Here is a 25,202-nt window from a genome sequence, read left to right on the forward strand (position 1 = left end):
TTATTTTAAAGTTTCAGCAATCATTAAAGCACATTTTTCACCATCAATTGCTGCAGAAATAATTCCGCCCGCATATCCTGCTCCTTCTCCGCAAGGATACAAACCTTTTATTTGTAAATGCTCGTATGTAATAGGGTCTCTCGGAATTCTAACGGGAGATGACGTTCTGCTTTCCGGAGCATGTAAAATAGCTTCGTTAGTCAAATAACCACGCATTGATTTTCCGAATTCCTTGAAACCTTCGCGCAAAATCTGTGATAAAAATCCCGGAAAAACCTGCCCCATTTCAACGGAAGTTGTTCCCGGAACATAAGACGTTTTCGGAATATCTGCCGAAACTTTATTTTGGGTGAAATCGATCATTCTTTGTGCCGGAACTTTTTGAGTCTCTCCTGCCAAATGCCATGCTTTTTGTTCAATACTTTTTTGGAATTCCATTCCGGCCAAAGCGCCAAATTTTGCAAAAGGCTTAAAATCTTCCAATTTCAATTCGATCACAATTCCGGAATTTGCCGTAACCTGATCCCGTTTCGATGGCGACCATCCATTGGTTACCACTTCACCCGGACTCGTTGCGCAAGGTGCAATTACACCACCCGGGCACATACAAAACGAATACATCCCGCGACCGTTTACTTGTTTTACGATCGAATATGGTGCTGGAGGCAAATGCTCACCACGATAATCACAACTGTACTGTATACTGTCAATTAATTGTTGCGAATGTTCTGCACGAACACCCAAAGCAAAAGGTTTTGCTTCTATAAAAATTTTCTTTTTATCTAATAATTCAAAAATATCGCGAGCCGAGTGTCCTGTTGCCAAGATTAATTTATTCGCCAGAATTTTGTCTCCCGTTTGCGTTACGATCCCTTCAACTTCATTATTTTTTACTAAAATATCGGTCACTCTCGTATCAAACAAAACCTGACCACCAAACTCGATGATTTTATTTCGTATATCCTCAATGATCTTAGGTAATTTATTGGTTCCGATATGCGGGTGCGCTTCTACCAAAATATCTTCAGAAGCTCCAAACGCTACTAAAAGTTCTAAAATTCTAGTAACATCGCCACGTTTTTTAGAACGTGTATATAATTTTCCGTCAGAATACGTTCCTGCTCCTCCTTCTCCAAAACAGTAATTAGAATCTTCGTTCACCAAATGATCTACATTAATTGCTTTTAAATCGCGTCGACGACCACGCACGTCTTTTCCGCGTTCAATTACAATTGGCTTTAAGCCTAATTCAATTAATTGCAAAGCTGCAAAAAGTCCCGCCGGACCAGCTCCAACAACAATTACTTCTTGTGCGGATGATACATCCTTATATATAGGTAGCTCTATTTTTGTTTCCTGAAAGGGTTCTCCTTGCAAATAGATAATCACTTTCAAATTGATTTTTATCGCTTTTTGACGCGCATCAATTGATCGTTTTAAAATAGAAACGTGTTGAATTTCCTTAGGAGAAACCTTTATTTGTTTAGACAAATAGTCTTTTAGCAACAATTCGTTTGCAGCTATTTCTGGAGTTACCTGAAGTAAAAGTTCTCTTGGCATTTTGTTTTATTTATTCAATTAGCTTTTCTATTTATGAAAAGAACATGCAAAAATAACATTTTGAACTGACTTTATATAATTAACCGCAAAGTGCGCTAAGATTTAATTTTACTTTACGCATAGAAAACACAAAGTTCGCAAAGCTAGATCAACACAAAGCTTTGCGAACTTTGTGTTTTTATAAAACCATATCTTTAAAAAATCTTAGCGCACTTTGCGGTTAATTATATAGCAACTTTTCTCTTCTTCGTAAAATAGACTTTGTACCTTTGTTCCTCTGAACCTTTGCACCTTAAAAACAATGTCTAGAAAAATAAAATTGATTTGGGATTTTCGTGGTCCGGCATCAGCAAAAACTGCTGAACATCACGAAATTCATTTGAAAGAATATATCGCGATAGAAAAACTTCCGCTAAATATTACGGGCTTTAAAATCGTAAACGACATGCACGCAACTGCTTTTATGGTTGTAAACGAAGAAAATATGATTCCGGTAAGAGATGCTTTGAAACCGCATCGTGGGGAAGTTTATAGTGATCAGTAATCAGTTTTTTTAGTGTTCAGAGAGTCCTAAAAAAACTGATTACTTAATACCTTTATATTTTTTCACAATCTACTTTAGCATTTACTGAACACTAAAAAACTGATCACTAATTACTTTAATTAGCTACTTCGCTTATAAACTTAATTCTCATAAGCCTTAATTCATCAATATCATAATCACCATCGAATTCCTTCAATGCATCTTCGATTTTGTCTGATTCTGATTCCATGAAATAATCGTGAATTTCTTCCTGCTGATCATCATCCAACATATCATCAACCCAATATTTTATATTCAGCTTTGTACCAGAATAAACGATTTGCTCCATTTCTTTAATCAGGGCGTCCATCGTTAAACCTTTCGCAGAAGCGATATCATTTAAAGATAACTTTCGATCTATATTTTGAATGATATATAGTTTATTGGCAGAATTAACTCCAGTAGATTTTACCACTAAATCGTCTGGGCGAATGATATCATTATCTTCCACATAACGACTAATCAAGGCTACAAATTCACCACCGTATTTTTTCGCTTTTCCTTCTCCAACTCCGTGAATATTGAATAATTCATTTAGGGTAATTGGATATTTTAGAGCCATATCTTCAAGCGAAGGATCCTGGAAAACTACAAACGGAGGAACGCCAAGTTTTTTAGCCACTTTTTTACGCAGTTCGCGCAACATTCCCATTAAAACTTCATCGGCAGTTCCTGATGATTTTGATGCGGTTACGATTGCTTCATCTTCAGATTCATTGTATTCATGATCTTCAGACATCAAAAAGGAAACCGGTTTTTTAATGAAGTTCAAACCTTCTTTAGTGATTTTCACCACACCATAAGTTTCAATATCTTTTGATAAATAGCCTGCGACCAATACTTGTCGCAATAAAGCCATCCAATATTTTTCGTCATGATCTGAGCCTGAACCAAAAAAGGACTGTGTATCTGTTTTGTGTGCTTTAATCACTGCGTTAATACGTCCTATTAAAGTAAACACGATTTCTTTTGATTTGTAAATGTGTTTAGTATCACGAACGATTTCCAACAATTTAACGACCTGATCCTGTGCTTCAATTTTATTCTTCGGATTACGAACATTGTCGTCCATATCTGCACCTTCTCCGGTTTCGCTGTCAAACTCTTCACCAAAATAATGCAATAGGAACTTTCTTCGTGACATTGAGGTTTCGGCGTAAGCCACAACTTCCTGTAAAAGGGCAAAACCGATTTCTTGTTCTGCAACTGGTTTTCCTGACATAAATTTCTCCAGCTTTTCAACATCTTTATAAGAGTAATAGGCTAAACAATGCCCTTCTCCTCCATCACGACCGGCACGACCTGTTTCCTGGTAATAACTTTCTAGTGATTTTGGAATATCATGATGAATTACAAAACGAACGTCTGGTTTATCAATTCCCATTCCGAAGGCGATTGTTGCTACAACCACATCTACGTCTTCCATCAAAAACATATCCTGATGTTTGGCGCGGGTTTTAGCATCCAAACCTGCATGGTATGGAACAGCACTGATTCCGTTAACTTGTAAAACTTCGGCAATAGATTCGACTTTTTTACGGCTTAAGCAATAAATAATTCCGGATTTGCCTTTATGTTGTTTGATAAATCGAATGATATCCGATTCAATATTTTTCGTTTTTGTGCGAACTTCGTAGTACAAGTTCGGTCTGTTGAATGATGCTTTGAAGGTATTTGCATCAGACATATCAAGGTTTTTCAGAATATCTTCCTGAACTTTTGGGGTTGCAGTTGCGGTAAGTCCTATAATTGGTACCTGCCCTAATTGTTTTATTATATTTTTCAGATTTCGGTATTCCGGCCTAAAATCATGCCCCCATTCTGAAATACAATGCGCTTCATCAATTGCAACAAACGAAATGGGCACACTCTGTAAAAAAGCCACATATTCTTCTTTAGTCAAAGATTCCGGCGCGACATACAAAAGTTTAGTTAAACCGGAGGTGATGTCTTTTTTTACTTGGGCAATCTCTGTTTTTGTGAGGGAGGAATTTAGCACATGGGCAATTCCGTTTTCTGAAGAAAGGCTTCGAATCGCATCAACCTGATTTTTCATCAAAGCAATCAAAGGAGAAACAACAATCGCTGTTCCATCCTGAATTAAAGCGGGTAATTGATAACAAAGAGACTTTCCACCGCCAGTTGGCATAATTACAAAAGTATTCTTCTTACCTAAAATACTCGTAATGACTTGCTCCTGCAAGCCCTTAAATTGGCTAAAGCCGAAATACTTCTTTAATTCCTTGTGTATTTCAATTTCGTTTGAATTCATTCTTTATATTAATGGATATTTTGTATAAATTTGCAACACATAAAGATACAACTTTCTTTTATACATACAAATTTTAAATATTCTGTTTTGATTTCAAAAGAAAATATATTGGCGATCGCCAAAAAAACCATACTATCTGAAAGTGAAGCAATTATAAAGTTAATTGATTTTCTTGACGAAAATTTCTACGAAGCTGTTCAACGCATTTACGAAACCAAAGGCCGATTGATCGTTACCGGAATAGGAAAAAGCGCAATAATTGCCCAAAAAATGGTTGCTACTTTTAACTCAACCGGAACCCCTTCTATGTTTCTGCATGCCTCAGAAGCTATTCATGGCGACTTAGGAATGATTCAAAAAGAAGACATCATTATTTGCATTTCAAAAAGCGGTAACAGTCCTGAAATAAAAGTCCTTGTTCCTTTATTAAAACGTTTCGGAAACATTTTAATTGCCATCACAGGAAACATAACTTCATCTTTAGCAAAAGGCTCTGATTACGTCCTGAACACTACAGTTGAGATTGAAGCCTGCCCAATAAACCTTGCCCCAACAAACAGTACAACAGCACAGCTTGTAATAGGTGATGCATTAGCCGTTTGTTTGATGGAAATGCGCGATTTTAAACCAGAAGATTTTGCCGTATATCACCCAGGTGGTGCTTTAGGGAAAAAACTATTACTTCGTGTGAAGGACATGATTGAACATTCGTTAAAACCAATGGTTACACCAGAGACTTCAATCAAAAAAGCTATTTTTGAAATCTCTGAGAAAAGATTAGGCGTTACTGCCGTAATCGAAGAGGGCAAAATTATTGGAATTATTACCGATGGAGACATCCGAAGAATGCTAAACGACGTAGATACTATTGCAGACTTAACGGCAAAAGATATTATGTCTAAAAACCCTAAATTAATCTCTTCCGAAACCATGGCGGTAGACGCTTTGAATATGATGGAAGATTTTTCAATAACACAATTAATTGTCGCTGACAATGGTGAGTACAAAGGAGTATTACATTTACATGACATTTTAAAAGAAGGAATCGTATAATGGCAAAAAAGAACCTTGGCGAGATGTCATTTTTAGACCATCTTGAAGAACTAAGATGGTTATTAGTTAGAAGTACAACTGCAACACTGATTATGGCATTTGTAACTTATTTTATTAGTGATTATTTATTTGATGAAATTATTTTAGGTCCGACCAAACCATCTTTTTTTACCTATCGCTGGTTTTGCGATTTATCACATCAACTAGGTTTTGCCGACAGCATCTGTATCACCGAACTGAATTTTATTATTCAGAATACGGAGATGGAAGGTCAGGTAAACATCTTTGTCTGGATGTGTATTTTGGCTGGTTTCATTTTAAGTTTCCCTTATATTTTATTCGAAATCTGGAAATTCATTAGTCCTGCCTTATATGAGAAAGAAAGAAAAAATGCGAGAGTATTTATATTCACTTCTTCTTTACTTTTCTTTTTAGGGGTATTATTTGGCTATTTTGTTGTTATTCCGATGTCAGTTAATTTCGTTGCGACTTTCTCTATAAGTGATGTCGTAAAGAATCAGTTTACAATCGACTCTTATATGGGAATGGTAAAAACAAGTATTTTAGGAAGTGCAATCTTTTTTGAATTGCCGATCGCTATTTATTTCTTAACCAAATTAGGATTAGTAACTCCTGCTTTTTTAAGAAAATATTGGAAGTATGCCGTGATTATCATTTTGATTATTGCCGCAATCGTAACTCCTCCGGACGTAGTAAGCCAGACTATCGTAGCAATACCAATGTTGCTTATATACGAGGTGAGTATCCTGATTTCAAAAGTTGTTTATAGAAATAAATTAAAAGAAAATGTCTGAATTAATTCAAGAATTTAACGACTATCGTTCTAAAATGAACGAAAAATTATTAGCTGACAATAACAAAATTGTAAAGCGAATTTTCAACCTTGACACCAACGCTTATGCGCCAGGAGCTCTTGATGTAAAAACAAAAGAACTTTTAGGATTAGTAGCATCAGCCGTTTTACGCTGCGATGACTGCGTAAAATATCACCTGGAAACAAGCCATAAAGAAGGTGTTACCAAAGAAGAAATGATGGAAGCAATGGGAATCGCAACTTTGGTTGGAGGAACAATTGTAATTCCGCATTTAAGGAGAGCTTACGAATTCTGGGAAGCTTTGGAAGAGGAAGCTACAAATTAGAAAATGTGTTAATTAGATAATTTCTTAAAATGCTCTAATTATTTACTTCAAAATAGTCTTGTAGCTAATCCTGAAAACGCAATAATTTGTTAATTCATTTATCTAGTTGATTATTTTACTTTTAATTTGTCACTTCTAATAAATTTTAAAATTGAATTTGAGTTAGTTTTTTTAATTATCTCATTTTCAAATTATCTAATTATCTAATTGAAAAAATGAAGCTAAGAGCCGATAATTTAATCAAAACCTATAAAGGACGTAGTGTTGTAAAAGGAATTTCTGTTGAAGTAAATCAAGGAGAAATCGTGGGTCTTTTGGGTCCGAATGGTGCTGGAAAAACAACTTCTTTTTATATGATTGTGGGATTGGTAAAACCAAATCAGGGAAACATTTATCTGGATGATTTGAATATTACCGATTACCCTATGTACAAACGTGCACAACAAGGAATTGGTTATTTGGCACAGGAAGCTTCGGTTTTTAGAAAATTAAGCATTGAAGATAACATTCTAAGTGTTTTGCAATTGACTAAACTGACAAAAGAAGAGCAAATTGCAAAAATGGAAAGCCTAATTGAAGAATTCAGTTTAGAACACATTCGTACCAACCGAGGCGATTTACTTTCAGGAGGAGAACGTCGTCGTACTGAAATCGCACGTGCATTGGCAACAGATCCTAAATTTATTTTATTGGATGAGCCTTTCGCGGGAGTTGACCCGGTTGCGGTTGAAGACATCCAAAGAATTGTGGCACAATTAAAAAATAAAAACATCGGAATCTTAATTACCGATCACAACGTTCAGGAAACCCTGGCAATCACAGATAAAACATATCTAATGTTTGAAGGAGGAATTTTGAAAGCGGGAGTTCCGGAAGAATTAGTTGAAGATGAAATGGTTCGTCGCGTTTATCTTGGGCAAAACTTCGAACTACGTAAAAAGAAACTTGAATTTTAATAAATAGTGTTCAGTGTTCAGGCTTTTAGTGTTCAGTGAAAAACTGGCAACTAATAAACTGAACACTGAACATTATTATTCAACGGTTATAAACTGCAATTGTTCCAGATCGCCGTTGTAGATATTAACATCTACTCTGTGTTTGATTCCCGGCAAAGAAGCTTTCTCTGTAAATTGCCAAAAAAGCCAATCGTCTTCGATTTTTTCTCTATAAAAATTGTAGTTGGCAATCCAAAACAAATACTCGCTGAATTCCTCTTTTAAGAAATCGTCATAATAGCTCTCTCCTGTATAAATTATTGGGCGAACCTGATAATGCTTTTCTACTTTAGTTAGCCATCTTTTCAAGCCTTTTTTCAAACTATCCAAAGGTTGATTTTTTGGCAATTTTTCAATATCTAAAACAGGAGGCAAATCTCCTTTTTGCAGTTTCACAGTTTTAATAAAAAGATTGGCCTGCTCGATAGAATTTTCGTTTGGACGATAATAATGATACGCGCCACGCATTATTTTATATTCTTTTGCGCCATCCCAATTCTTTTTAAATTGTCCATCTACCCGATCGTTTCCGGCAGTAGCGCGAATAAACACAAAATGAACCGGATATTTTTCTTCTAAAACTTCAACCTCTTCCCAATCGATCTTTCCCTGAAATTCAGACACATCAATACCAATCACTTTCCCTTTATGATTCTCCAAAACCCGAATGTTTCGAACATCAGAAAGATGCTTGTCAACCTCATCTTCTTCTAAAACTTTATCCGATTTAAATCCGAGGTAATAAGCCAATCCGGCACGATAATGACAAACAGTTCCAATGAAAAGCAATGCTAAAAAAGAGTATGCGATAAAGCGGATCAATCTACTAAAAGCAGAACGAGTTGGTTGCGTTTTTCGGGAATAAGTAGTTCGTCTTGTCGTTTTTCTTGCCATTCGGATAAAACTACTTTTTCAAAAAAATATTATTGACAACTGACAACAACACGTAAAAAATGATAATTAACGGAATAGCTATATAATGCAACAAAAGCACCATTAAAACAGACACTATCAAAAACACTATTTGAAGTGCATTTTCCTTAAAGCTAAATTTCTTGATTTTTAAAGAAAATAACGGAATTTCAGCATTCAAAATATAAGCACTACATAAAGTAATAACCAATAAAACCCATTGATTAGTTAGAATTTCTAACATCATTAATGAATCGGAATATTTCAAAACTAAAGGCAAACTCAAAATAAACAATGCATTTGCCGGTGTTGGTAAGCCAATAAACGAATCGGTTTGACGAGTATCGATATTGAAATTTGCTAAACGGTAACAAGAACCTAAAGTCACGATAAATCCTAAAAACGGAATCGCCGGATTGTTTCCCAATTCGTGAGCGCTGTTTGTAAACAAACTATACATTACATAACCTGGAGCAACACCACTAGTTACCATATCAGCCAAAGAATCCAATTGTAAACCAAGCGGGCTTGAAACTTTGAACAATCGGGCAAAAAAACCATCAAAAAAATCGAAAAAGATTCCTAAACAAACCATATAAAAAGCCATTTCGTAATTGGCTTCAGAAATAAAAACAACTGCAATGCAACCGCAGAAAAGATTGATTAATGTAATTAAATTAGGAATGTGTTTTTTAATATTCATCTTTATAAAATTTGATAATGGTGAGGAACAAATTTAGTATAATAACTGCATGTACAAGCCGTTTTTTTAAGAGTTTTTTATTTGAAATTTTGACTTTCGCAATATTTCTCAAAAGGAATAAATTAGATGGGTAAAATATTATATTTTTGATAAAAATTAAAATAGACCTCAGTCTGCAAAAAAATATACGTTGAAGAAAACCTTACTGCTTTTATTATTTTGGAGCTGCACACAACAATATGCACAAACCGTTCGAAAATATTCGAATGAATTTATGAATATTGGTGTCGATGCAGCTGCATTAGGAATGTCGAGTGCTGTTGTTGCTTCAACTAATGACGTAAATGCTGTTTATTGGAATCCGGCAGGTCTTACACATCTTGAAGATCATCAGATATCTTTAATGCATGCCAATTATTTTGCCAATATAGCGCAGTATGACTATATAGGATATGCGAGCCCCATTGATGACAGAAGTGCCTGGGGGATCTCGATGATTCGTTTCGGAGTTGATGATATCATGGACACAACTGAGTTAATTGACAGCCAGGGAAATATTGATTACAACCGAATTCGTTTGTTCTCGACTGCCGATTATGGTTTTACCTTTTCATACGCAAGGAAATTGCCTGTAGAAGGTTTTCAATACGGTATTAATGCAAAAGTTATCCGTCGAATTATTGGAGAATTTGCTAATTCGTGGGGATTTGGTTTTGATTTTGGATTACAGTTTGAACGAAATGACTGGAAATTCGGATTAATGCTTCGTGATATTACAACAACTTATAATGTCTGGAATATTGATGAAGAAGAATACGCAAAAATTGCCAACGCTATTCCGGGAGAAAATAACGAATTACCAGAAAGCACAGAGATTACTTTACCAAAAGCACAATTAGGAGTTTCAAAAACTTTTGACTTTCATAATGATTATAGTCTTTTGGTCGCTACAAATTTGAATATGCGTTTTGAACAGACAAACGATATTATTTCATCAAAAATAGTGAGTATTGATCCTGCAGTTGGTTTTGAGTTTGGATATACCGATTTGGTTTTCTTAAGAGCCGGAGCTGGAAATTTTCAGAACGTCATGCAATTGGATAATACTGAAAAAGTGAATTTTCAGCCTAATATTGGATTAGGATTTAAATATAAGGGCATTCAGGTTGATTATGCTTTAACTGATTTAGGAAACCAAAGTACAGCCCTTTATTCGAATATTTTTTCTTTAAAAGTAGATTTAGGTATCTTTAGATAATTTTTACAAACCATCAAACTTCTTAAAATTTTAAATTATGAAAAATGTCATTTTAAAAAAAACACTTTTTAGTTTACTATTATTACTGAGTTTTATTGGTTTTAGCCAGAATTTACCTTTATCAAAAGATGCCAAAGTAAGCGTCCTTACTTGTGGACTTGGGAATGAATCCTATTCTTTTTTTGGACATACAGCCATTAGAATAGCTGATCCAGCCAATAATATTGATGTAGTTTACAACTATGGTACTTTCGATTTTAGAACACCGAATTTTGTTGCCAAATTTGCCAAAGGTGACTTGCAATATTTTGCGACTGCCCATTCTTATGGAGATTTTATAAATGACTACACTTATGAAAAAAGAAGTGTTTTTGAGCAGGAATTACTTATAGCACCCGAATTGAAGCAAAAACTTTTTGACAAATTAAATGCAACGATATTTTCTGACGACCGTTATTACACCTACAAATTTATTGATAAAAACTGCACATCAATGGTTGTCGATGTTATCAATTCGACTTTAAATGAAAATGTAATTGTAAAAAAAGGAGAAACAGATATTACGTATCGCTCTATATTATTCCCTTATTTCAACGGACATTTTTATGAGCAATTGGGAACCAGTATTATTTTCGGAACCAAAGTAGATCAATTAGGAACGAAGATATTCCTGCCTTTTGAATTGAAAAACAGTTTAGACAAAACAACTTTTCAAAACCGTCCTTTAGTAAGCAAAAGCAAGACGCTCCTGCTATTTGAAAAAGAAACTCCAACTTCATGGTGGAATAATGTTTATACTTATCTTTTTATACTGGCATTTGTAGTTTTGGCCCATAACAAAATAGTAGACAAAATCTATCTATTCATTTTATCTTTAATAGGGATCTTCTTTGTAGTGGTGGGATTTTATTCTTTTCACCAGGAATTGGCGATGAATTACAATGTACTTTTATTCAGTCCTCTTCTGTTGATTTTAGTCTTTTTATCAATTCTTAAAAACAAAAGATGGACCTATCGATTTGCGGTTTTACATATCCTCTTTTTAATCGCTTACACCTTATTTATGATCAACAAAGCACACCTATTAATTGTTTCACCAATGATACTAACAAGTGGTTTTGTTTTAGTAAGAGTTGTGATCAGAAACAAAAAACGCATTCCGATTATTATTTAAATAATTTACTGTCCTCGATAAAACAAGACAGTAGTAATGGTTTTAAAAGTGATGCTCAAATCGAGGAAAATGCTTCGATGTTTAATATAATATAAGTCATATTGTAACTTTATTAAACTTTCCTCGATCGATTCTCCATAAGAATAATTCACTTGTGCCCAACCCGTAAGCCCAGGCTTGATAACGTGTCGGGTCTCGTAAAAAGGCATAACCTTAGCAATTTCATTCACAAAGTACGGACGTTCCGGCCTTGGTCCTATTACGGCCATATCTCCTTTTAAAATATTGAAAAACTGAGGTAATTCATCTATTCGTGACTTACGCATAAATTTACCGAAAGGAGTTATCCTTTTATCATTTGAAGAAGCAAATGCGCCATTTACATCAGTGTTTTTCGTCATTGTTCTGAATTTATAAATTTCAAAAACAACTCCGTGTTTCCCCACTCTTTCTTGGGTGTAAAACAAACTTCCTCTATTAGCTACAAGATTTCCAATAAAAATTAAAGGGATAAATAAAATGCAAATTACTAAGCCCGTAAACGAGAGTAAAAACTCAAGTAAACGAATTAATGACAAATACAATTTATTACTATTACTTCTGCTAAAAGGAAAAAAACGATAAAAATCTTTTTCAATATAATGTACCGGTATTCGCTGTGTTTTACTTTCATATACTTGTGTATACTCACGAATAATATTTCCGGATTCTAATAAGTGAAGTAGCTGTTGATACAAATCGGCAGTAATACCATCTGTTTTTTGTGATGCAATTACAATTTCAGAAATATTGTTTTTGGCGACAAATACTTCCAAATCATTTTTTTTAATTTCTTTTACATAGTAAAAATCAGCGTCTTCACGTGAAACTAAATCGGAATTAACAAATCCTAAAATTTTATAGTGAGGATCAACACTTTCAAGCCCTAAAACCAATTCTTCAACCTGATTCTGATCACAAATTAAAATTACATTTTGCGAAAAACGATGTGATGCAAGGAAATATACATAGAAATATCGCCAGGCTAATAATGTACCCAAGATGGTAAAATAAAAAGCCAAAATAACCAAACGCTTTTTTGGGAGTTCTGGTGATAAGATGGGTGTAAATAAATAAACTAAAGTCGCTGTTGTAACGGTAAGAATAACGCTTCGAAGAACCTGAAACTGATTACTGGCAACCTGTAAGTTGTACATTTCGAAAATTGATCCGAAAACAGTCAGGTATGCAATTAACATCATTGGTCTAAAATAGTATGTCTTACTTAAACTGAAATACTGGACCTCAAATAAAAAATTCAGCAAAAACAGCGCTGACAAAATAAAAGCAACATCAAAAACTCTAAGAAGTATCTTCCTTTCTGAAATTTCAAAATGCATTTTTTTATTTGATTTCATGTAATCTATTTTCTTTTGGTCTCTCTAGTTAGCGACAAATGTATTATAAAAAATAGAATTTACTCGACCGAATTTTCTTCTTTTTCAGGGAGTTTAACCTGAACAGAAAGAAGTGTTAAAGCATACACAAATGCGGGAGCTGCGATTCGCATTGCAGCATGATTTATAGTTAATAACCAAAAAAAATAAAAGGAAAAAAAGTAGAGATGCTGTCTGTTATTTATATAGAGCAAGAGTGGGGTTATTAAAAGTATTAATAACCCAAAAATGCCAAACAAGCCATGTTCACTTACCATACGTGTAACTTCGTTGTGAGAAGCAACTTGCAACCCAAACGACTCTTTTCTTACTTGCTTCCCCATACCAGCACCAATTCCCAAAACAGGATTATCCAAAAAAAGTTTTATCTCTGTATCCATAATTTTCTCTCTACCTCCCAGTTTGTCTTTCTTAGTCCTTCCTATCGCATCCTGATTGGCATATCTATTATTAATTAAACCACCGGTTTGAACAGAACTATATGACCAAATTCCTAAAGTCATTAAGATTGTTAATATAAAAACTAAACTAAATTTAGTTCTTCCTTTCGCATTAGAAAAATAATACAACAAAAACAATAAACAAATAATCATTATTATAGCAGTTATAACACCACCCCTAGAAAAAGTAACCACTGCGCGATAACTAACAAACAGAAATAAAAACCCATTTACTAAGATCTCCTTTTTTGTTTTTGAAAATAAAATTAATTGAGTAAAGAAAATAAACATTCCTAATCCTAAAATTGTCGAGACCTGATTGGGTCCGAATCCACCTGATGTTTCAAAATTGGATTGTGTATCTGTTATCACATCTTTTACACTTGGATTATATAAAAACAAATAAACAGTAGTTGTTATTATAGGTAGGCCCATTACAGCTAAAAGATTTTGCAAATCAGAAAATAAAAATTTTCTTTTAAACATATATAGTGCACAAACAGCTAAACACACAGGGCCTGATAAATTAAAAAAAATCAGTTTCTTAACATCTATATCAGTATTGATTGCACTAGAAGTAATTAAAATAGCAGGAATTAATAAAAGCAGAAAAAATAGGTAGACAAACGAACTAGTAGAAAAATTACTATAAATCATACCAAGAATCATAAAAAAAACAACACTAAATTTCACGTATTCATTATTAAAATTGCCTCCTGTCATACGAAGAAAGACTTCTACACCTACAAGGTATGCTGCAACAAACAATGCTTCATTATTTTTGTTCTTTTTCATATAAATAACCGCAAAACCAACTACAGGAATCAATAGTGCATAAATCTTAGATAAAAAAGGCATAATGAAAATTGCCAAAGAAATGGCAGCATGAATTAAAAGCAAGTAAGTATATGAGAATTTAGTGTTTTTCATTTTGAACAACATATTAAAATAATAAAATTAAGTAAACCTCCTAGCCATGAACTATACTTTTTTATAATTGATTCTTCACTGTAATTAAACTGAATTTGTTTATTCAAATTCACTCCTACCTGTTTTCTATAATTCTGATCTTTTATTAGTATTTTGATTGACTTTATAAATTGGTTTAGATCATTCGATTCTACAATAAATCCTTCTTCTTTCGAAGTGATTACTTTTGAAACTTCTCCAACATTTGTTGCCACAACTGGTAAACTATATAAACCGTATTCCAGAATAGCCAAAGGAAGCCCCTCAGACAGGGATGGTAAAACGGCAATTTCGGCTTGTTTTAATACAGAAACTACATTGTCTATTGATCCATAAAGGAAAACAGTTTCCTCAAGCTTTAAATTAATAATCATTTGATTCAGGCTTGCAGAATACGAATCATTAAAATCTTTCCCAATTAAGTGAAAAGTCCATTCCGGGAATTCGTTTCTAATTAAATGAGCTGCTTTTATTAACAACGCATGATTTTTTTGTGGTCTTAAATTGGCGACACAAATAATCCTTTTGCCTTTTAGGCCTGCCAAAAAAAAGTCAGTTTTAAAGGAAGGAGATTTTTCAATGAAGTTAGGCAAATATACTACGTTAGAACATAATAAATTAGATAAAGCCCATTCTTTTAATGCAGAATTTACAGAAACTATACCTGTAAAAAATAGTGAGCTACATTTTAAAACAAAGCTCTTTCTTGATGATAGGTCTTGTGAAATTCCATAATGATCGTGCCAAATAATTTTGACCTTTGAAAAAGTTAATTTTACCAAAACTGCAATAAAAAAAGAGGAACTATGTGCATGAACAAAATCTATTTCATTTTGCCTTATATATTTTCTTAAGCGTAAAACAGCACCAAAATCGAAAACCTTTTTTTTTTTCAAAAATAGATAGTTCACATTATGATCTATTTGACTTAAAAGTAATCCTTCGTTTCGAGTTGCAATTAAACCAGAAAATACAGCTTTTTTGGACAAAGCATTCGCATAATTTATTGCCATTCGTTCAGCACCACCCGCCTCAAGAGAATCTATAAGTTGTACCACTCTCATTTCTTTCTAAGCAAAATATTTATACTTCCCGCCATTAATTCCTGATCATTATATATTCTAAAATCTTCATGAATTTCCAATTTACTAAATTTGCGAAAACTTGCAGATTCGAAATTAATCTTATCATGTTCAAAAAAAACTATTTCAAATTTCTTCTTTAAGAGATCTAAATATTGAGGTAGTCTTAATCTATTATGATAATCAAATTTTGTCTGAATTTGATTCCACTCTTCTTCACTATACTTCAAAAAATCTTGTAATGATAAAGAAGAATCACTGTAAGCTCTATGATCACTTGGCGAAATTAAATGCAAAACATAACTTCCCGATTTTAAATCTGAAAAAAGAAAATTATGAATCTCTGATAAATTTTCAGGCGAAATATGTTCTAGTACAAACCTTGACAAAACTAAATCTACATTCTTAAGATCTCCATTGCAAACATTAGTTTTAGGAAAATATTTAACGGCATTATGTAAAGGGTATTTACCTCTATTTTCAATTTCAAAATTAAATTGGGTATTATAGTATTCATTTAATTTTTTAATCTCTTTTATACTGTAATGTTCATTTATATCATATGTATCAACACTTTTCGCTTTTCCAAAAAGTATTAATTGATAAGGAAATACAGGAACCCAACCAGAACCTATTTCTGCAATATTTAAGCCTTCAGTAGTTAAATTATTTGCAAGTAATATTCTTTTTATCGTTTCATAAGTTTTTTTTGTCGAATTAATTTTATCCTCAAGTGTAGCTTTACTGCCAATATCTTGCAGTATATGATACAAAGAATAGCCTAATCGATCAGGAAGTAATGAAAGAGTTTTAAATATTCGTGTTTTTAAGGTATGCTTCATGATTTTAAAATTTTTTCTATTTGTGACTCAAAAATATCAACAGTATATTTTCCTGACCATTCGCTAGCTAGTCTACTTTTAGTAAAAAAACTCTTTTCGTCACTAATTATTTGTTCTAGTTGCTCTGCATCTTTTTTTAAATCCATCTCCAACAGAACACCTCTATTTGCCTGATCTAGCATAAAAGGAATACACGACACTTTCGTTGCAACAGGTATACACCCCCAAAACATTCCTTCTGCAATTGCTTTTGGCCATCCCTCACTTTTAGATGGTAATACTACAAAATGACTTTTTTGCAACGCTTTTTTAATGACATCCTTATCCTGGTTTCCTCTTAAAATTACATAATCATTTAATCGATTATCGTAAATGTAATTTTGTAAAGTTTCTTTTTCGGAACCCTCCCCATATAATTCTAAAGTAACTTTATTTCCTTTTTTAATAAGTTCTTCAATCAGTCTAATTGCATACAACGGATTTTTACCTGAAACTAAGCTTCCAACAAAAACAAAACGAGTATCTAAATCTAGACTCTCCTTTTTAACTATTTCCTTTTCAGCTTCTGAATATGTAGCAGTAAAAAAAGGTAAAATGTTCGTCGATTGATTTTCCCATTCTCCATAAACCAGAACTTTTATATTTTTAGTCAAAAAAGTATTATTCAAAATGTATTTTTGCAAACGATATGTCCAGGGTTGCTTGCTTTTAGGATCCCAATTTCCGGCATATTTTGCTGTCTTAGTTTTATTAGGAAAAAAAATTTGAACAAAACAAGCTACTAGTCCCATATTTCCAGGGCACCTTAAATGGATATGATCGGCCTTACACATAGCAAAAAATATTCTCCAAACAATTGTGGGTAATTTCACTAATGTAAAAAAAACATTTCTAAAGCCAATTAAATTGAAATTTGGCACCAATTTAAAATCAATTTTTTCGTGCGCATAAGACAAGTCGATTGGTGTAGGATCGCTATTTTCTAAAGGAGCAACTATAGTTACCTCATCGACATACTTCAGCCAAATATTCATTTCACGAATATACGGTGCATAGCCAAAGTAACTCTCCTCTTGCTTTTGATGAATGACATGTGTTATAATACAAAAATTGAATGACAAAATTACTATCCTTATTTATTTAACGTAGCAGTAACATATAGCGTAGGCCCATTATATTTACCAATTAAAGACTTCAAAAACATTTTATAAAAATTTAAGGCTTTAAAATTAAAATACGGAAATTTCTTTTCTCGAACTACAATATTATCAAACCCATGAATTTTTAAAACCTCTTCTACAGACTCCTTGGTAAAAAAATTAAGATGAACTGGAGGTCCACTTTGATATATTCTATCTCTTACGTCTTTATAATTATTAATTTTAGCGAAATTAGGAACTGAAAACACAAAAACTCCGTTAGCTTTTAATCTATCTTTTGCCAATTGAAAAAACAACTCCAAATCTTGTAAATGTTCTAAAACTTCCCACATCATTATTACATCAAATTTTTCATCAAATGTTTTCATTTTAGAAAAATCTCCGTTAATAGAATTCACACCAAGAGATAGTGCACGTTGATGTGTTTTTTCATCCAATTCCAAGCCGAAATAAGATAAATCATTAAATCTTTTCAAATACATACCAATTAAACCGACACCTGAACCAATTTCTAAAACACTCTTAGTTTGATTTGTAACAATACTATTGATGATTCTTTTCCTGTTATGCCCAATACGGATTATCCCGTTTTTGAGTTGGTTATATTCTTCTATTGAATGCTTTTTATATCGTATATTTTCCTTTGCATTGTATAATTTATCATAAGTTAAAATAAAATCTTCTGTTGAAAATTTTAGTTTTGAAAATACAAATTTACATTCCTGACATTTGACAAGATTGAATGTTGAATTTATATCATAAATTTTACCATTACATATTTTGCATGATAAAAATTCATTTATTAATTCCATAAGTCATGAAGTTTGAATGGTTAATAATTTTAGCTTTCGATTGATAAGCTTTTAATAAAAAAGACCTCACAATTTCTCTATTTTTTTCTCCTTTTATACTTTTACCAAGCTCTATCTTTTTATCAAAATACCCTTCCTCTTTCTCCCCCATATCCAAACCATAAATCTCAATTTCAATATCAGAAATAACGGAAATAACATAAGCCAAAACAAGTGTGACAAATCCTGAATTCACCCCATAATAATTAATATCCAGATTTAATTTAAGAAATTCGACCAACTCAACATGAATATTTTTCAGCATAAAGGGCTTATCGATATTTGTAATTAAAAACTCCTTCTTATCTCTGGATCTTGTTTCAAAATAGTTCTCTAATATTTTCACAGCACTTTCTTTTATTTTTGATGTCGTAGAAACATACCAAAAAATAGTTGTTTTCCATTCTTCAGAATTACTAATGGATTTTAAATATTTTAAAATGTAATAGGAATCATTTAGTACATAAACATGAGGAACAGATTCAACTAATTTAAGTGCGTTATTAGTTGTAAAATACAATGCATCTTTTTCTAATGTTACATTCTTAGCTGAAGGCCCACTTGCGACGACAACTATTTTTTTGTAATTTTTTACATTGATGTAATCAACAAGGGCCGAAATATTTACAAACTCACTATAACTATTAAAATCTTTTTTTACTTCTTCAGGAAATGGTTTAATAAGATAGTAAAAGTATTTATAGTTTCTTAAACTAAAAAAAGATGTAATTTTCATTATAATTTTGGTTTATTAAAAATCAAACTCCACCAGCCAATACTTCTACCGACTGCTTCTGTAAAAGCTTCCCTTTTCTTTCGTTCTGTTATCACATTGGTAAATCGTATTATGGTTAATAAGATAGTTATGGCATTCCATTTATAACGATCGATTAATTTTGGATTTGGATTTTTAACGCGCCAAACATACCAACCATTTCTTACTACCATTTTACCATATTTATACTTGTTTGGCCTCCCCGATTCATCATGAAAATGAGATAACTGAACTTGAGTATTTATTACATTTTTTCCATAATTTAATGCTCTAATACTAAAATCAGCATCTTCATATAAGCCATAACCTTCAAAAAATCTTGAAAATTTTATTTTTTCAAAAATACTTTTCCGAAAAGCCATCGACATACCAATTAGCAAATCTACTTCATAAATTTTTCCTGTAAGTGGAAATCCACAAGTTCTGCCATGCGAATAATTTGGCATTTTTCCTGGATTTAAGTTAGAAGCAAGACCCAAATAATTACGAACGACATTTCTTAAACCTTCCTTGTAAACATAGTCTTCAAAAAAATAATAGCCCTTTTTATTATAGTTACCATTTTCTTTTCGAAGCTTCCATTTGTATTCATTTATAGCAACTCCTCCAACACCACAAATGTCCTGGTTAACTTGAAAAGTCTTGACAATTTCAGCAAAATATTCCGGCTCAAGAATGGTGTCATCATCAACAAAACAGATAATTTCTGAAGAAACGCTAACCTTTGAAACTCCAAAATTTCGTTGTTTTGTTAGTCCTCTATCCTCACTAGTCATTATATGGTACTGAAGATTTTCAAATTGATATTGACTTAAAGCAACTTCTGTTTCATTATTCAATGATCCATCAATAATTAAAATTTCGTCTGGATACAAATTTTGTCCTTTTACTGAAGCCAATAATTTCAGTAAAGGCTCAGGACGCATATAGGTACAAATAATTAAAGAAAATTTCATTGCTTACTTTTTAACTTGTTTGCCCAATATAAACTTTGTTTCCACTGTTTTTGAAAATTATTTAAATATCGAATTGGGTTTTTAATAGTTTGAACTTTATAAAATTTAAAAAACAATATTGTTTTATAACCTTTAATTTGTTGTATCGTTAAATGCAATTGATTATACAACATAACAGTTGGTGAAGGTTTAGGCTGAATATAATCATTTGACCACGCTAAAACAGATTTTGATCTAAAACCTCCAATTGGAGCCTTTAAATGTATAATTTCTGGGGAAGGGAAATAAAGAATGTCAACTGCTTCATTTCTCAATTGCATACCAAAATCTGCATCTTCTCTATAACCAAATTCAAATCCTGAATTATATTTAATATATTTTAAAAACTCATTTTTTACAATACTACAACCAGAACCAAACGAAATCCATTGCATCGTAATTGTATATTTTTTACTAAATGGATAATCGTATTCATAACAACCAAATGTTCCTGCAAATACACCAAACTGAATAATATTCTTTAAAGCATTTTCAATAAAATCATTTCCAATTCTAATATCATCATCAGCCATAAAAACCCAATCACTTTTTACTTCTGCTAACGCTAAATTTCTTGCATTGCATGCTCCCGATTGATGTGTAAATATATGCTTAATTTTAAATGACCATTTTTCATTAGTTAAATAGTCTAATTCCGAAGCGCTTCCTAATATGGGATTTTGTTCAACAATTATAACATTATCAGGCAAATGCGTTTGAAAGGAAAGATCTTTCAATACATTATATAAATATTTTTTTCTGCCAATTGTTGGAATTATTACATCAATCGTTCCTAATTCAACAACTTTATTTGTCGACTGAACTTTGATCATCTTTAAAGTAGTGTCATTTAATTCTCTTTTTTTATAAAATAGACTATAAATAAGAGGCAAAAAAGCTATTTCCCTTTCATAGAGAAATAAGTTCAAAAACAACAAAAATATCCAACGCATTTTATAATGCTGCTTCACAAATCTAAACAGTTGAAATTTACTATTTTGATATTCTGTCAAGCTGATCGAAAAATCATTTATTAATCCAGGTTCGGAATAGCACAAAAGTCCATTTGGCATTGCGAGTTTTGCCAGTGAGTGCAAAAAATAATCAAATTTTTTATCTTCCTGAATTTGATTTTTCAATTCCAGCAATACTGAAGCATGAATTCCACCAACAGAACTGCTCATTTGCCATGTTGGATAACTCACACCCTTGTTAATCTTTATAAAAGGCGATTCTTCGACATAACCAATAGCATCTGATAAAAATGAATTTCCTGCTAAATTATAGGAAGCCATTATTTTATTGTGATGAAAAATAGCATCAATATTTAAAAGATTTAAACTAGCTTTTAAATCGAAATGACACCAAATAATTAACTGATCGGAATAAATTTCAGCAATCTCAAATAAAATTGACGAAATATTTATCGACGAAAAAACAAGTCTTTCCTCGCCAAATTCAATAATAACAATTCTATTATTTTTATGATAAACAACGATCATGATTGCTTTTTTGTGTTTTGATTTATGAGCTTCTGATAAAATTTAATATTTTCATTTACTAATTTATTGATATCAAATTTAGATTCAACCCTTTTTCTCGCGTCTTTACCCATTTGTAGGCAAACTGTATCATTTTGAATTAATTCAATAATTTTATCAGCATATAAATCATGATTTTCCGGATAGACCAAATAACCGCTTTCGGCATCTATAATCAATTCCTGAGACCATCCTATATTACTATTAACAACTGCTTTTTGCATTGCCATAGATTCGATAGTCACCATTCCTAAGGTTTCTGCAAAGGTTGGAAAAATACATACATTTGCTTTCTTTATATAATTCTGAACTTCACTGTATGGAATTTTTCCTATATATTCCACATTTTTCAAATCCTCTTTTGTGAACTGATTCTGCATCAATTGCCAGGTTGAATTTGATTTTGTTTTTATATCAAAAGAATCACTGCCAATTAAAACTAGTTTAGACTGAGGGAAATCTTTTTGTACTTGCTTAAAAATAGCAGGTAATTCTAGAACTCCCTTCTTTCTTATCAAAGTTCCAACATAGAGAATTAAACCTTTTTCGAAAACGTCTGGAAAATTATTTGTGAAATTTTCTAACTCCAAGCCGTAATGAATTGTTTTTATTTCCTTCGATTTTATTTTGAAAAGTTCTTTTGAAACATTTCCGGCAAAGTCAGTTGGTGCAATAAATGCGCTTGCATGATTTACTGCCAATTTTTCAAACCAAAAATTTTTACGCTTTTGGTTTCTTTTTTCCAGATGACAAAAATAGGTATCACTACCATGAAAACGAATTATCAAAGGAATTGAAAACTTCATAAATGCAGTAATTCCCGTCCAATCTGGTGCTTCTAAAAGTCTTATTTTTTCTTCTTTAATGACTTTATCACAATACTTCTGGATATGCTTTCTATGAAAAAACCACCCACAGTATTTATATTTTTTATTTTTAATTAAATGAAGTGTGATTCCATTCTCGGTAATAATTTCCTGAGTTTTCTGACCATATACAAATACAGTCACTTTAACTCCTTCTTTGACCAAAGCGGTTGTAAGATTTTTTATACTGGTACCTAAACCTGCTGCATGTGTAACTTTAGGGTGGGGAAACTCTGGTGTTAAAAAGGCTATATGCATTTATTTCTTGAAAAAATCATTAATAATTCTGCCTGTAAATATTTTTGCCCCTTCGTCAGTCATATGTCCACAAGACGAGAAATATTTATCTTCTTTTACTACGTTTTCATAATTATGAATCTCTGGATAAAACTTTTTAACTTTTTCAAAATAATTCATACCCGTAACATTTTCACATATAGGAGTCATTACTGCAATAAAATTAATATTATTTACTTTACAGATATTTTTTATTTCTTCGTAATATTTATTATGTGGTAACGGATTTAGATTAACAATATTATTTTTCATATTACCGTTCTTGTGTTTCTTTAATGGATAGAATCCCAAGTTATCTAAAGCATTCGTTTTTTCACCGATTAGAGTTTTATAAACTTCTCTAAATCCAATTTCAGAATCATATTTCACATATCTATAAAAAGGAATGTAATACAATTCATTAAAATTTTCTTGGACAGAAAAATGATCTTTTATGACTGTCGAATTATGAATATAGGGCAAAAATTTTGTCGAAACTCCTTCAGATTCCTTATCGTTAGAAAGGTTCAAATCGGCCTCAAGAATTACATTTTTGATTTCATATTTTCTTTCAATCATTAATTTCAACAACAAAGAAGCTTCGAACAAATGTCCGCCACTCATGCCATAATTAAAAGCTTTTAAACCTCTATCTTCAAACATCTGTGTTACGAAATGGTTATTTGCCCGAGACGAACCTAAAATGATAACGTCGTATTTTTTAGCTGTAGAATTAAAAACAGTTTCGATTTTTCCTCTATTCTTAGATTGCATAAAAATTGCTGTATATAACCCATCTAATACAATTGCTATTAAAACTATGACAATAAAAATTTTGGTTGTATAAGTTAAAAATTTCTTCATTAAAACTGAAAATATATAAATTCTTTATAATCTGAAAAAGTTCCGAAAGCCAGGATTGCGCCAACTGCTAAAGCCATTTTCAATATATTTCTTCTTCCTGAAAGAGGTTCGATTTTGTTACGATTATTCCATTCAATCAGAACAAAAAGGCCAATCAATAAAAACAACTCATAATTATACCTTTCATTTTCTAAATATTGAAAGCTAAACTCCCTGTTAGAGATAATACGTTTTAAATACACAACGGCATCTGTGATTGTTCTGGCCCTAAAAAACACCCAGGCAACACACGTCAATAAAAAGGTATAAAGAATACTCATTACTACTTTGACTGAATCAAAATTTGGCTTTAGTAAAATTGCATCCATATTATTTCTATTGCTGTTTGACAGAAGCAAAGGCAGAAAATAAACAGCATTTATGAATCCCCAAACGATATAGGTCCAATTGGCACCGTGCCAAAAACCACTAACTACAAAAATGATAAAGGTATTTCTGATTTTCATCCAAAGCCCACCTTTACTTCCTCCTAGCGGAATATACAAGTAATCTCTAAACCAGGAAGAAAGTGAAATATGCCAACGACGCCAGAACTCTGCTATATCTCTTGAAAAATAAGGGTAATTAAAATTTCTCAACAAATCTAAACCAAACAATTTTGAAACTCCCAGAGCAATATCTGAATATCCTGAAAAATCTCCATAGATCTGGAAAGCAAAATAAATTGCTCCCAAAATAAGAGAGAAAGAATTCATTGAAGTATAATTGTCAAAGATAGCGTTGGCATAAGTGGCGCAAGTATCTGCAATAACTACTTTTTTGACTAATCCCCAAACAATTTGACAAACACCTTCTTTGGCTTTTTCTAAATCAAATTCTCGTTTTACTTTTATTTCCGGCAATAAATGAGTCGCTCTTTCTATTGGCCCAGCAACTAAAAGCGGAAAATAGCTAACAAAAAGTGAATAATCAATAAAATTATATTCGGCTTTGATTCGCTTAAAATAAATATCGATTACATACGATAAACCGTGGAAGGTATAAAATGAAATTCCGACAGGAAGAATAACATTCAACAAAATTGGACTTGCATGAATTCCCGCTGAATTTAGCAATTCTGCGAAAGAAGCCGCAAAGAAATTATAATATTTAAAAACGCCTAAGAAACCTAAATTGACCAGGATACTAAGCCAAAACCAAAATTTTCGACTTTTTTCTGATTTTCCTTTTTCGATTTGTATTCCGGTATAATAGTCCAGGAATGTGGAGAAAACTAACAAAAAAAGGAATCTCCAATCCCAACAAGAATAGAAATAATAACTGGCAACAATTAATAAAGCATTTTGGTTGCTTTTGGTTTTGTTAAATATAAACCAATACAAGAAAAAAACGATTGGTAAAAAAATAGCAAAAGCTAAAGAATTAAAAAACATA

General features: G+C 32.2%; 23 protein-coding genes. 7 read left to right on the forward strand and 16 right to left on the reverse strand.

Annotated features, from left to right (window positions below):
* Nucleotides 1-1,560 carry an NAD(P)/FAD-dependent oxidoreductase gene (locus tag AC3ITQ_RS01700; protein ID WP_489236563.1) on the reverse strand — a complete coding sequence of 520 codons (1,560 nt, stop codon included), beginning with the start codon at nucleotides 1,558-1,560 and terminating at the stop codon, nucleotides 1-3.
* Nucleotides 1,561-1,861: 301 nt separating this feature from the next.
* Here AC3ITQ_RS01700 and AC3ITQ_RS01705 point away from each other — a divergent pair, with 301 nt between their 5' ends.
* A complete protein-coding gene (locus AC3ITQ_RS01705) occupies nucleotides 1,862-2,104 on the forward strand; it encodes a hypothetical protein (RefSeq protein ID WP_489236564.1) in 243 nt (80 codons plus the stop codon).
* A 115-nt stretch (nucleotides 2,105-2,219) separates the two neighbouring features.
* Here AC3ITQ_RS01705 and recQ read toward each other — a convergent pair whose 3' ends face one another.
* On the reverse strand, nucleotides 2,220-4,415 hold the full coding sequence (recQ, locus tag AC3ITQ_RS01710) for a DNA helicase RecQ (protein ID WP_489236565.1): 2,196 nt from the start codon (nucleotides 4,413-4,415) through the stop codon (nucleotides 2,220-2,222).
* Nucleotides 4,416-4,502: 87 nt separating this feature from the next.
* Between recQ and AC3ITQ_RS01715 the strand changes: the two genes are divergently transcribed.
* From AC3ITQ_RS01715 to lptB, 4 genes are all read left to right on the forward strand, one after another.
* A complete protein-coding gene (locus AC3ITQ_RS01715) occupies nucleotides 4,503-5,468 on the forward strand; it encodes a KpsF/GutQ family sugar-phosphate isomerase (RefSeq protein WP_489236566.1) in 966 nt (321 codons plus the stop codon).
* The gene (tatC, locus tag AC3ITQ_RS01720; protein WP_375033643.1) at nucleotides 5,468-6,283 is read left to right on the forward strand and encodes a twin-arginine translocase subunit TatC; all 816 of its coding nucleotides are present in this window, start codon (nucleotides 5,468-5,470) and stop codon (nucleotides 6,281-6,283) included. The genes AC3ITQ_RS01715 and tatC overlap by 1 nt, the downstream gene beginning before the upstream one ends.
* The gene (locus AC3ITQ_RS01725; protein ID WP_489236567.1) at nucleotides 6,276-6,629 is read left to right on the forward strand and encodes a carboxymuconolactone decarboxylase family protein; all 354 of its coding nucleotides are present in this window, start codon (nucleotides 6,276-6,278) and stop codon (nucleotides 6,627-6,629) included. The genes tatC and AC3ITQ_RS01725 overlap by 8 nt, the downstream gene beginning before the upstream one ends.
* A 215-nt stretch (nucleotides 6,630-6,844) precedes the next feature.
* Nucleotides 6,845-7,585 carry an LPS export ABC transporter ATP-binding protein gene (gene lptB, locus AC3ITQ_RS01730; RefSeq protein ID WP_194657188.1) on the forward strand — a complete coding sequence of 247 codons (741 nt, stop codon included), beginning with the start codon at nucleotides 6,845-6,847 and terminating at the stop codon, nucleotides 7,583-7,585.
* Between the two features lie 75 nt (nucleotides 7,586-7,660).
* Here lptB and AC3ITQ_RS01735 read toward each other — a convergent pair whose 3' ends face one another.
* Both AC3ITQ_RS01735 and AC3ITQ_RS01740 read right to left on the reverse strand, forming a co-directional pair.
* Nucleotides 7,661-8,518, reverse strand: coding sequence for a glycoside hydrolase family 25 protein (locus AC3ITQ_RS01735; RefSeq protein WP_489236568.1), 858 nt, complete (start codon nucleotides 8,516-8,518; stop codon nucleotides 7,661-7,663).
* 10 nt (nucleotides 8,519-8,528) lie between these two features.
* Nucleotides 8,529-9,239 (reverse strand): CDP-alcohol phosphatidyltransferase family protein, encoded by a 711-nt coding sequence (locus AC3ITQ_RS01740; RefSeq protein WP_489236569.1) that lies wholly within the window; start codon nucleotides 9,237-9,239, stop codon nucleotides 8,529-8,531.
* 190 nt (nucleotides 9,240-9,429) lie between these two features.
* Between AC3ITQ_RS01740 and AC3ITQ_RS01745 the strand changes: the two genes are divergently transcribed.
* Together AC3ITQ_RS01745 and AC3ITQ_RS01750 are read left to right on the forward strand one after the other, a co-directional pair.
* Nucleotides 9,430-10,497 (forward strand): putative type IX sorting system protein PorV2, encoded by a 1,068-nt coding sequence (locus AC3ITQ_RS01745; protein WP_489236570.1) that lies wholly within the window; start codon nucleotides 9,430-9,432, stop codon nucleotides 10,495-10,497.
* Between the two features lie 37 nt (nucleotides 10,498-10,534).
* Nucleotides 10,535-11,671, forward strand: a complete 1,137-nt coding sequence (locus AC3ITQ_RS01750; RefSeq protein WP_489236571.1) for a lipoprotein N-acyltransferase Lnb domain-containing protein — start codon at nucleotides 10,535-10,537, stop codon at nucleotides 11,669-11,671.
* Between the two features lie 5 nt (nucleotides 11,672-11,676).
* Here AC3ITQ_RS01750 and AC3ITQ_RS01755 read toward each other — a convergent pair whose 3' ends face one another.
* From AC3ITQ_RS01755 to AC3ITQ_RS01810, 12 genes are read right to left on the reverse strand one after another with little or no spacing between them, the layout of a single operon-like run.
* Nucleotides 11,677-13,068 (reverse strand): exopolysaccharide biosynthesis polyprenyl glycosylphosphotransferase, encoded by a 1,392-nt coding sequence (locus AC3ITQ_RS01755; RefSeq protein ID WP_489236572.1) that lies wholly within the window; start codon nucleotides 13,066-13,068, stop codon nucleotides 11,677-11,679.
* Nucleotides 13,069-13,127: 59 nt separating this feature from the next.
* Complete coding sequence (locus tag AC3ITQ_RS01760) at nucleotides 13,128-14,477, reverse strand: O-antigen ligase family protein (protein ID WP_489236573.1); 1,350 nt, start codon at nucleotides 14,475-14,477, stop codon at nucleotides 13,128-13,130.
* Nucleotides 14,474-15,580 (reverse strand): glycosyltransferase, encoded by a 1,107-nt coding sequence (locus AC3ITQ_RS01765; RefSeq protein ID WP_489236574.1) that lies wholly within the window; start codon nucleotides 15,578-15,580, stop codon nucleotides 14,474-14,476. Before AC3ITQ_RS01765 ends, AC3ITQ_RS01760 begins: the two co-directional genes overlap by 4 nt.
* On the reverse strand, nucleotides 15,577-16,440 hold the full coding sequence (locus AC3ITQ_RS01770; RefSeq protein WP_489236575.1) for a hypothetical protein: 864 nt from the start codon (nucleotides 16,438-16,440) through the stop codon (nucleotides 15,577-15,579). The genes AC3ITQ_RS01765 and AC3ITQ_RS01770 overlap by 4 nt, the downstream gene beginning before the upstream one ends.
* Nucleotides 16,437-17,561: a glycosyltransferase gene (locus tag AC3ITQ_RS01775; protein WP_489236576.1), complete on the reverse strand. Its 1,125-nt coding sequence runs from the start codon at nucleotides 17,559-17,561 to the stop codon at nucleotides 16,437-16,439. The genes AC3ITQ_RS01770 and AC3ITQ_RS01775 overlap by 4 nt, the downstream gene beginning before the upstream one ends.
* A gap of 11 nt (nucleotides 17,562-17,572) precedes the next feature.
* On the reverse strand, nucleotides 17,573-18,412 hold the full coding sequence (locus tag AC3ITQ_RS01780) for a class I SAM-dependent methyltransferase (RefSeq protein WP_489236577.1): 840 nt from the start codon (nucleotides 18,410-18,412) through the stop codon (nucleotides 17,573-17,575).
* On the reverse strand, nucleotides 18,396-19,187 hold the full coding sequence (locus tag AC3ITQ_RS01785) for a hypothetical protein (protein WP_489236578.1): 792 nt from the start codon (nucleotides 19,185-19,187) through the stop codon (nucleotides 18,396-18,398). Before AC3ITQ_RS01785 ends, AC3ITQ_RS01780 begins: the two co-directional genes overlap by 17 nt.
* The gene (locus AC3ITQ_RS01790) at nucleotides 19,187-20,182 is read right to left on the reverse strand and encodes a glycosyltransferase family 2 protein (protein WP_489236579.1); all 996 of its coding nucleotides are present in this window, start codon (nucleotides 20,180-20,182) and stop codon (nucleotides 19,187-19,189) included. The genes AC3ITQ_RS01785 and AC3ITQ_RS01790 overlap by 1 nt, the downstream gene beginning before the upstream one ends.
* Complete coding sequence (locus AC3ITQ_RS01795; protein WP_489236580.1) at nucleotides 20,179-21,723, reverse strand: glycosyltransferase family 2 protein; 1,545 nt, start codon at nucleotides 21,721-21,723, stop codon at nucleotides 20,179-20,181. The genes AC3ITQ_RS01790 and AC3ITQ_RS01795 overlap by 4 nt, the downstream gene beginning before the upstream one ends.
* A complete protein-coding gene (locus tag AC3ITQ_RS01800; protein WP_489236581.1) occupies nucleotides 21,720-22,886 on the reverse strand; it encodes a glycosyltransferase family 4 protein in 1,167 nt (388 codons plus the stop codon). Before AC3ITQ_RS01800 ends, AC3ITQ_RS01795 begins: the two co-directional genes overlap by 4 nt.
* Nucleotides 22,887-23,768 carry a hypothetical protein gene (locus AC3ITQ_RS01805; protein WP_489236582.1) on the reverse strand — a complete coding sequence of 294 codons (882 nt, stop codon included), beginning with the start codon at nucleotides 23,766-23,768 and terminating at the stop codon, nucleotides 22,887-22,889.
* Nucleotides 23,768-25,201 (reverse strand): MBOAT family O-acyltransferase, encoded by a 1,434-nt coding sequence (locus tag AC3ITQ_RS01810; protein WP_489236583.1) that lies wholly within the window; start codon nucleotides 25,199-25,201, stop codon nucleotides 23,768-23,770. The genes AC3ITQ_RS01805 and AC3ITQ_RS01810 overlap by 1 nt, the downstream gene beginning before the upstream one ends.
* Nucleotide 25,202: the final 1 nt, after the last annotated feature.

Source organism: Flavobacterium sp. KH_001 (genome assembly GCF_057840745.1).

Coding starts and splice junctions, on each gene's coding strand:
- AC3ITQ_RS01790 (WP_489236579.1), bottom strand. CDS start 20,182: ATGAAATTTTCTTTAATTATTTGTACCTATATGCGTCCTGAGCCTTTA.
- AC3ITQ_RS01725 (WP_489236567.1), top strand. CDS start 6,276: ATGTCTGAATTAATTCAAGAATTTAACGACTATCGTTCTAAAATGAAC.
- AC3ITQ_RS01700 (WP_489236563.1), bottom strand. CDS start 1,560: ATGCCAAGAGAACTTTTACTTCAGGTAACTCCAGAAATAGCTGCAAAC.
- AC3ITQ_RS01795 (WP_489236580.1), bottom strand. CDS start 21,723: ATGATCGTTGTTTATCATAAAAATAATAGAATTGTTATTATTGAATTT.
- AC3ITQ_RS01760 (WP_489236573.1), bottom strand. CDS start 14,477: ATGAAAAACACTAAATTCTCATATACTTACTTGCTTTTAATTCATGCT.
- AC3ITQ_RS01805 (WP_489236582.1), bottom strand. CDS start 23,768: ATGAAGAAATTTTTAACTTATACAACCAAAATTTTTATTGTCATAGTT.
- AC3ITQ_RS01765 (WP_489236574.1), bottom strand. CDS start 15,580: ATGAGAGTGGTACAACTTATAGATTCTCTTGAGGCGGGTGGTGCTGAA.
- AC3ITQ_RS01735 (WP_489236568.1), bottom strand. CDS start 8,518: ATGGCAAGAAAAACGACAAGACGAACTACTTATTCCCGAAAAACGCAA.
- AC3ITQ_RS01755 (WP_489236572.1), bottom strand. CDS start 13,068: ATGAAATCAAATAAAAAAATGCATTTTGAAATTTCAGAAAGGAAGATA.
- AC3ITQ_RS01740 (WP_489236569.1), bottom strand. CDS start 9,239: ATGAATATTAAAAAACACATTCCTAATTTAATTACATTAATCAATCTT.
- AC3ITQ_RS01750 (WP_489236571.1), top strand. CDS start 10,535: ATGAAAAATGTCATTTTAAAAAAAACACTTTTTAGTTTACTATTATTA.
- tatC (WP_375033643.1), top strand. CDS start 5,468: ATGGCAAAAAAGAACCTTGGCGAGATGTCATTTTTAGACCATCTTGAA.
- AC3ITQ_RS01800 (WP_489236581.1), bottom strand. CDS start 22,886: ATGCATATAGCCTTTTTAACACCAGAGTTTCCCCACCCTAAAGTTACA.
- AC3ITQ_RS01770 (WP_489236575.1), bottom strand. CDS start 16,440: ATGAAGCATACCTTAAAAACACGAATATTTAAAACTCTTTCATTACTT.
- AC3ITQ_RS01785 (WP_489236578.1), bottom strand. CDS start 19,187: ATGAAAATTACATCTTTTTTTAGTTTAAGAAACTATAAATACTTTTAC.
- AC3ITQ_RS01810 (WP_489236583.1), bottom strand. CDS start 25,201: ATGTTTTTTAATTCTTTAGCTTTTGCTATTTTTTTACCAATCGTTTTT.
- AC3ITQ_RS01705 (WP_489236564.1), top strand. CDS start 1,862: ATGTCTAGAAAAATAAAATTGATTTGGGATTTTCGTGGTCCGGCATCA.
- lptB (WP_194657188.1), top strand. CDS start 6,845: ATGAAGCTAAGAGCCGATAATTTAATCAAAACCTATAAAGGACGTAGT.
- recQ (WP_489236565.1), bottom strand. CDS start 4,415: ATGAATTCAAACGAAATTGAAATACACAAGGAATTAAAGAAGTATTTC.
- AC3ITQ_RS01780 (WP_489236577.1), bottom strand. CDS start 18,412: ATGGAATTAATAAATGAATTTTTATCATGCAAAATATGTAATGGTAAA.